Origin of the sequence: Caulobacter sp. S45, from assembly GCF_009765965.1 — a bacterium.
In the GTDB taxonomy this organism is placed as follows: domain Bacteria; phylum Pseudomonadota; class Alphaproteobacteria; order Caulobacterales; family Caulobacteraceae; genus CAHJWH01.
Genome location: NZ_LMUL01000005.1, coordinates 141,599 through 149,177 on the forward strand (window position 1 = coordinate 141,599; position 7,579 = coordinate 149,177).

Here is a 7,579-nt window from a genome sequence, read left to right on the forward strand (position 1 = left end):
ACAGGAGTTCATGACTGTGGAGATGGTTGAGCACGGCGCGCCTCGTCAGGTTTGTCACGGAGATTAATCTCACCGCGCTGTTACGATCACCGATGTGTGGCGGGGTAAAGGTTGGGAGTCGCTCGTCCAAAATAAGTGAGCGAAGATGAGGTATTAAGTCCTTTCCACCCTATCCAGTCCCTTTCGATGTCCGCTCGCCGGCGGAAGGGTCGGAAACGTCCCGCCCGCGGCTGCGCGCCCATTGCTGCCGAAAGCTCTTTGCCCGATTCCAGACGCCTCAATCGCCTCGGAGCCGTCGCTTGAGCTTGCCTAGACGACAGGTGCTGGGGGTAGTCCAGACGAGATTCCCCCCCCCGATTTTGAACAATCGCCGACGCCAGCTTCCAGGAAGAGGGCTCAGAATATAAAGCGTTCCCATGGGGTCGATCAGCAGACCCGCTTTCGGACGAGAGGCCGGCGTCGCTAACGGTGAGTGTCTGGAGCCGACGGGATGCGTGGTGGCAACCGTAAGCAGACGTTGCCGTCGATTTGTGCTTCTAACGTTCGCCGACCCACGGCCATAACCTCGTCCGTTTTGGCTCTTCGGGTTTTGCGCAACCCAAAGGCGTCCTAGGCACGGCGGTTTCCTGCTAGTTGACGCAGCGCGCAGGCCGGCTATCCACGGCTTTTGGAGGTCAGGCAGAACTCGGCGCTGAGCCGTCGCCAGACCGATACGAGCGTGACTTTGGAAAGGGCAGTACAGCCGTGGCGAATCCACACGATTTTCACACTCCGAAGTCTAGCTACACGAAGGAAGACCTGCTCCAGTCCGCTCGCGGTGGCTATTTCGGCCCTGGGAATGCGCAACTCCCTGCGCCGCCGATGCTAATGATGGATCGCATAACCGAGATCAGCCTCGAGGGCGGAGAGTTCGGCAAAGGACAAGTCGTCGCCGAGCTGGACATCACGCCGGACCTCTGGTTCTTCGCCTGCCACTTCGAGGGGGATCCGGTAATGCCGGGATGCCTTGGCCTGGACGCCATGTGGCAAGTGGTTGGCTATTGGCTTGGATGGTCGGGGTCGCCGGGTAAGGGCCGTGCGCTCGGCGGCGAAGTCTCGTTTCGGGGCCACATCACCCCTCAGACGCGGCTGGTGCGCTATGAAGTGAATCTGAGATTGGTCCGCCGCGGCAAGCTGGCCTTGGGCGTTGCGAATGGAATGCTGCTCGCCGACGGCGCCTGCGTCTACACCGCTACTGACCTCAAGGTGGGCATGATCGCATCGGGCGTCTAAGCGCCCTTACCGGACTCGCGCCTTCCTCCGGGAACACGACATTACGAACGCCGGCCAAGCTCCGTTCTGCTGCGCTCTGATGTCCGGGTCTGGAGGCCAAGCGGACTCACCGACGCAACCGCATAGCGGACATCGACGAAGGGGGACTTTCCGGACCCGCACTCATACGTGCTTGCGACCCCTTCTCGGAAGTTGGGAACGTCCGCTGCGGGGGCAACTATCCTTCAGGCCAGTCCGGGGGATCGGCCAGCGTTCCGGCTATATGGCGTAGGCCAAGCGAAAAGAGGCTCAGCGGCGCCTCGTGAGCGTTGGGATCGCCCACTACTGACGAGGGCGTGTTGATAGTTTCCGGCTCGCAGACTTGATTGGTGCTACCCTTGGCACTCGCTTCCACAAGCGCCCCGAACGACGGCTCAACACCGCCTTCTTGGACAAATAAATCAATTGTCGAGTTCTCGGTGTGCGCTTGGATTATCGCGTCGCCTCCGTGAGCAAAGCCCACGGTAGCTGGCTTCTAATCCTGTGAGCACGCGCTGGCGGGCGGGGCGCTGCTGGACGAGAACAATTTTCATGTTCCCTTCTGCGTCTTGATGAGCGCGAAGCTGCAAATTGGCACCAGACTTCAACCGACAAGAGAACAGCTCGAAGTCGGCGCGGTGAACTTCGGGAGGATGGTTCGGCGACGCCAATACCTCACCGGCAAGGCCGGGCGTCGCAAGACCACCAGCCGCCAAGAGTAACGCTATAGGGCGCATTTGCCTGTCCGATCTGAGGAGCCGCCGGTCCAATTAGCTCTGCTTTCCGGCGGAATGCCAAGGACCGTTTCCCACCTTAACACGGGTTCGGGATGTCCGCTTCCAGGCAGCCAGCCTAGCCCCCGCCGGAGGGCGAGTTCTCGGCCACGGGCCAATACGTGCTCACGACCCTTAGCCGCCGTTCCGGAAGACTCTCGGCGCGTCCCCCAGGGCCTCACTTGGCGAATGGTAGAGGCCGGACGGCGGGTAGCCCTCGCGCCAATAGGGCAAGGTGTGCTGTTCGGCAGTCAGGCTGTCCTCACGGTACTGGTAAAGACCGTCTGGCCTTCCAAAGATGCAGAGCCGCCGTGCCCCATCAGGGGAAAGACGAACCTCCGTTAGCTCGTCGCATTCCGGCGGCGCGGGTCCGAAGCTCTCAAGGGCGACAAGCCCAGCTTCGCCGGACGAAAAGGTTCGATGGACCACGGCGACCACGGAGCCCGGAGGGAATGCCCATAGCTGACCTAGCGGCAAGGGGCCTCGCACGCGCCAAAAGCCGCGTCCAAACGGATCGGCCCACACTGGAGCCCAAACGTCGGTCCCTTCATTGACCAGCGGCATGTAGATTGGATCGGGTGCGCCCATGCCCGAGACTACGACTGCTTGGGTTGACCCGCAAAGGTCCCCTTTCCACCCCGTGCGGTCGAATGGACCGCCCGCTTCTGGGCGAGAGGCCCGACGGCGGCCGAACGGTGAGTTTGTAGAGCCAAGCTCATGCGTGCTAGCCACCCTCGCCTGCCGATCAGCACGGCCGCTTTCGGGCACCAGGCCCCGGCGGCTCTGAGGGCGTTAGGCGGCGCTACCCGGCTGCGCCGAATGTTAACTCTGCCCCGTGAACACTCGCTGAACCGTCGCGCCAACTCTCCTGACATTGATCTCAAAGGTGCTGTCAGTCCAACGCGAACTTATCTCCGCTTAGACGTAGCTCTCCCAAACCCGAGCTAGCTCTACCCAGCGACCTGCCGCCACTCAGCCAGGGCGGCTGAGCGTCGCTCTTTGTAAGTCTGCCGGCTGACGAGGTGGCGCTCCTGATTAAAATGATTGTGGAAGGATGCATGGATTGAGGCGAACTGTTGGAGTGTCTTCATCCTCCTGAACCTCAGCATCGCCCGCTCTCGTCGTCGGAACGGCTGGTGGGAATTCTCCGCCCTGTTGTTGGCCCAACGGCCTATCTCCTGGCGGTCGGTGATGTTGAGTTCCTTCATGGCTGCTCGATAGGAGCGCAAGCCATCGGTGGTGGTGGTCTTGGCGCAGCCGTGCCGCTTCATGATCTTCTTCATGAACTTCAGCGCTGCGGCCTTGTCTCGATCCTTGGTGGCGAAGGATTCGAGCACTTCGCCCTCGTGATCCACCGCCCGCCAGAGATAGTGCATCTCGCCGTTGATTTCACGTAGACCTCGTCGAGATGCCACTTCCAATGGGTGTGCTGGCGCATAGCCTCGACCCGTCGCTTGCGGATCTCTGAGGCGAACATCGGGCCGAAGCGGTCCACCCACTTGCGCACCGTCTCGTAACAGATGTCGATCCCTCGCTCGTGCAGGAGGTCTTCGACGTTTCTCAGCGACAGCGGGTAGCGCACGTACATCAGCACCACCAACCGGATCACTTCTGGCGAGCTGTCGAACCAGCGAAACGGATTGGGCGGGGTTTAAGCTTGGCCATGGGGCATGGCCTTAGCCCCCTCCCCTGCCGGCCGTCAATTTGCGCTGACAAAGCCCACGTACATCAGCACCACCAACCGGATCACTTCCGGCGAGCTGTCAAACCAGCGAAACGGATCGGGCGGGGGCTTGAGCTTGGCCATAGGGCTCGCCTTAGCCCCCTCCCCTGCCGGCCGTCAATTTGCGCTGACAGAGCCGTGCTAACGACCCCGTGCGGTCGAATGGACCGTCCGCTTCCGGGCGACAGGGCCGACGGCGCGCCAACGGTGAGTTTGGAGCCGCTCGGTAGGTGCTAGCGACCCTTAGGCGACATTCCCATAGCCCTAAAAGCGTAGTTTTTGACGAAAGCTCTCGCGTATGACTATGTCGATGGATTATCGATCCCACTTTTTGTAGAAATAGATAGCAAGCCAAATAGTAGGCCAAAATAGCATGAACACAGTAAAATAGATTGAAATGCGATGTGGATGTTTTGATAATTGTTTTTCTCTAGACAAATACACGCTGAGATCGCGGCTTCTGTCACTCGGCGAAACAATATAACGCCCATTTAATTGAACCGATGTTATAATATTTTTAGTACCATTGCTCATCACTCCTTTGGCTAATCCGCGCGCCCGGAAAAATCCTACCGTGAAGTTAGCGGAGCTTTGCTCAAACGGATCGAATCGTTCCTTGATAAAACAATCTGCATCATTATAGGTTTCAGCGGGAAAGCAGTAAAATGACACGTATCCGCCAGAGTTTAATTTAAGCCGAAACGGCGGAGCGTGCTTGAGAAGAGGAGCGCGCGGCATAAAAACGCCAGATACTGTTCTTATATCAGCCTGCGTTGGCAATTCCCAGGCCGGTTTCTCGAAGTCGAGTATGAAAAAAAGGATAATTGAGCACATAATCATAGTGGCATAGAGCCATATTATGGCTCTCAGCGACTTGCTTGAGTCAGGCTTTACCGACGCTTGCGCAACTGAAGCCGGGGCGGGCATATTGATCGTGGCTCTCTCTCGAAGATTCGCCTCTCTTAACACGACTGTATGGCGAGTCCGCTCCCCACCCTCCCCGGCTGTCCACCGCGTCCGCTATTCGGCGGTCACGCCGCCGGGCGGCCAAAACGCCCGGCCCGAGCTGTGCGCCCAATGCCGCCATCAGGCTTCTGCCAAAAAGACGACATCCAGCGGGCCTGAAGAGAGGCCCCGAGCTCCGGCCCAATGTCTGATCCCGGGGTAAACCGGACTCGCCACTACAGCCGCAAAGCGGACATGGTGAAGGGCCGGCTTCCGGATCCACGCTCATACGTGCCGCCGACCCCCTCCGGCTGACCGCGACGTCCGCTTGCTAGCACCAGGACTGTCGGCAGCGGAGGGGGCCTAGCCTGGACTCCGCGCCCTTAGTTGAACTTGAACTTGCTCCAGATTCCGGACATTCGGCACGGCCGCCCTCACAACGCAAAGTGGTCGCGGCAGCTGTATCGTGTTGACCGGATCCGGAGTAATTGGGCGAGATGGTGCCCCATACAGAGTCGCCGGAGGCTCGCATCTAACCCATGAGCGACCAGACGTTCGCCATCGACTACAGCGGCGCGCGCGGTTCTAACACCGGCGACGAGTTCCATGAGCTGTGGGCCACACGCCAGGCCCTAAGGCTGCTGGATGCCGCCACAGGACTGGCCGCCATCACAGTGGAAGGCATGACCGTCGCCGAGGGCCAGGACCGCGTTTGGGACGGTGTCGATTGTGCGGCGTTCTACGGCGGCGAAACGGTCGCCGAGGCCGACCGAGTCGAGTTCCAGCAGATGAAGTATTCCGCGGCAGACACAGCCAAGCCGTGGACTGTGGCCCGGTTTGCGACCGCCCGGGACGGCAAGGCGTCGACCTCGCCTATTGGCCGCTTGGCCTTGCCTACCAAGGGTTGGCTCGAGCCCGGCCGGGCCGGCCAGTGGACAGCGTGCGGGTCTCGCTGGTCACCAATCAACCGATTGCCCAAGACCTCCTCGACGCGATCGCCGCGGCGAAAGTGGACGTGCCAAAGGGCTATGAAAAGGCGTGGCGATCGGGCGATCCCGATCTTCATCGGCTGGTCCACGCCAGTGGATTGAGCGCCAGCAACTTCCAGCGTTTGGCTGAGGTCCTCGACCTGCAAGGGAGTTCTGGGTCGCGCTTCGAGATCGAAGACCAGATGCTCAAGGCGATCGCCGCCTGGTCTGACACCGAGTTCGTGGAATCGGCCGCGCAATTGCGCGGATACGTGCGCAAGCGAATGATGCCGGAGGCGGCCGGCGAGATCATCACGCGTGAGCGGGTCTTGCTCCAGATTGGCGTGTCGGATGGTCGGTCGCTGTTTCCTTGTCCGCCCAAGATCAAAGAGATCGAGGCCCCCGTCCACAGAGGCATAGCTCGGACGGTGACCGATCGCATGGCGGCTGGGGCTCAGCACCTCTATGTCCACGGATCGGGAGGTGTTGGGAAGACGACCTTGCTGCAGGAGATCGAGGAACTCCTGCCGGCGGGGTCGGTCATGCTCAAGTTCGACTGCTACGGCGGCGGCTCCTACCAGGACGCGAGCGCCCTGAGGGTGCTGTCAGTCCAACGCTAACTCGCCTCCGCTTGGACGTAGCTCGCCCAAACCCGAGCTAGCTCTACCCAACGACCTGCCGCCACTCAGCCAGAGCGGCTGAGCGTCGGTCTTTGTAGGTTGTGCGGCTGACGAGGTGGCGCTCCTGGCTAAAATGATTGTGCACGGTCCCGTGCACCGAGGCGAAGGTCTGGAGTGTTTTCATCCTCCGAAACCTCAGCATCGCCCGCTCTCTTCGTCGAAAGGGCTGGTGTGAATTCTCAGCCCGGTTGTTGACCCAACGGCCGACCTCCTGGCGCTCGGTTCCACCGATCTCCTTCAGGGCGGCGCCGTAGGAACGCAGGCCGTCGGTGACGATAGCCTTGGGACGGCCATGGCGCTTCATAGCCTTCTTGATGAATTTCAGCGCCGCCGCCTTGTCCCGCTCCTTGGAGACAAAGGATTCCAGAACCTCGCCTTCATGGTCCACGGCACGCCAGAGGTAGCGCATCTCGCCGTCGATGCGGACATAGACCTCGTCGAGATGCCATCGCCAATGGGTGTGCTGGCGCATCGCCTCGACTCGCTTTTTGCGGATCTCGTTGGCGAACATCGGCCCGAAGCGGATCCACCAAAGCCTCACCGTCTCGTGGCAGATGTCGATCTCCCGCTCATGCAGGAGGTCTTCCACGTTCCTCAGCGACAGAGGGTATTTGACGTAGAGCATCACCACCAGACGGATCACCTCTGGCGATGAGTCAAACCAGCGAAACGGATTGGGTGGTGGCTTCCGGCGGGGCATGCCCCTCCCTACCCTCGACCGCGCTCACGACAAGGTACATTTCACCTGACAGAGCCAGCTCGATCCATATGGGCGCGGCCACTGCGCTTGGGCGTGCGGCTTTGACGGCCCGCTGGGGCATTGTCAGCGCAAATGTTCCGGGCCTGGCTGCGCCCAGCGTGCTTCCTGTTCGGAGGCAGCCGTCATCGCATTCCGTTGCAGAACAAAGAGAGGCACGGCCGGCGGGCTCCGCAGTTCTGCCCCATCCGCCCTAAAAAGCCCTGAACAGTGGCCCCAGGTACGTTTGGTTGACAGTGCCGACCTCAGTCGCAGCTGAAACCTACGACACATCAGCTATGGGGTTTGGCCCGCGTTCCGACGAATTCTACGGTCACGCCGGGCTTTACACCCTGCGCCAAAGCCACGGCGTCCCAGTTCGTCATCCGAACGCAGCCATGCGAGGCGGTCTTACCGATCTTGGAAGGATCAGGGGCGCCGTGGAGGCCGTAATCCGGCGCGTT

General features: G+C 60.7%; 5 protein-coding genes and 1 pseudogene. 2 read left to right on the plus strand and 4 right to left on the minus strand.

Features of this window, described 5'->3' with window-relative positions:
* Positions 1-744 precede the first annotated feature (744 nt).
* Positions 745-1,272 (plus strand): bifunctional 3-hydroxydecanoyl-ACP dehydratase/trans-2-decenoyl-ACP isomerase, encoded by a 528-nt coding sequence (gene fabA, locus GSQ87_RS03730; RefSeq protein ID WP_158913338.1) that lies wholly within the window; start codon positions 745-747, stop codon positions 1,270-1,272.
* A 1,741-nt stretch (positions 1,273-3,013) separates the two neighbouring features.
* On the opposite strand, the pseudogene GSQ87_RS03735 reads toward fabA, so the two are convergent.
* A pseudogene (locus GSQ87_RS03735) lies at positions 3,014-3,672 on the minus strand (IS6 family transposase).
* A 429-nt stretch (positions 3,673-4,101) separates the two neighbouring features.
* Positions 4,102-4,713 carry a hypothetical protein gene (locus GSQ87_RS03740; protein ID WP_158913340.1) on the minus strand — a complete coding sequence of 204 codons (612 nt, stop codon included), beginning with the start codon at positions 4,711-4,713 and terminating at the stop codon, positions 4,102-4,104.
* Positions 4,714-5,671: 958 nt separating this feature from the next.
* Here GSQ87_RS03740 and GSQ87_RS03745 point away from each other — a divergent pair.
* Entirely contained in the window at positions 5,672-6,319 is a 648-nt protein-coding gene (locus tag GSQ87_RS03745; protein WP_158913342.1) for a hypothetical protein, read from the plus strand.
* Between the two features lie 43 nt (positions 6,320-6,362).
* On the opposite strand, the gene GSQ87_RS03750 is transcribed toward GSQ87_RS03745, so the two are convergent.
* Entirely contained in the window at positions 6,363-7,079 is a 717-nt protein-coding gene (locus tag GSQ87_RS03750; protein ID WP_158913344.1) for an IS6 family transposase, read from the minus strand.
* 329 nt (positions 7,080-7,408) lie between these two features.
* The coding region (locus GSQ87_RS03755; protein ID WP_158913380.1) for a L,D-transpeptidase at positions 7,409-7,579 on the minus strand (171 nt) is incomplete at its 5' end.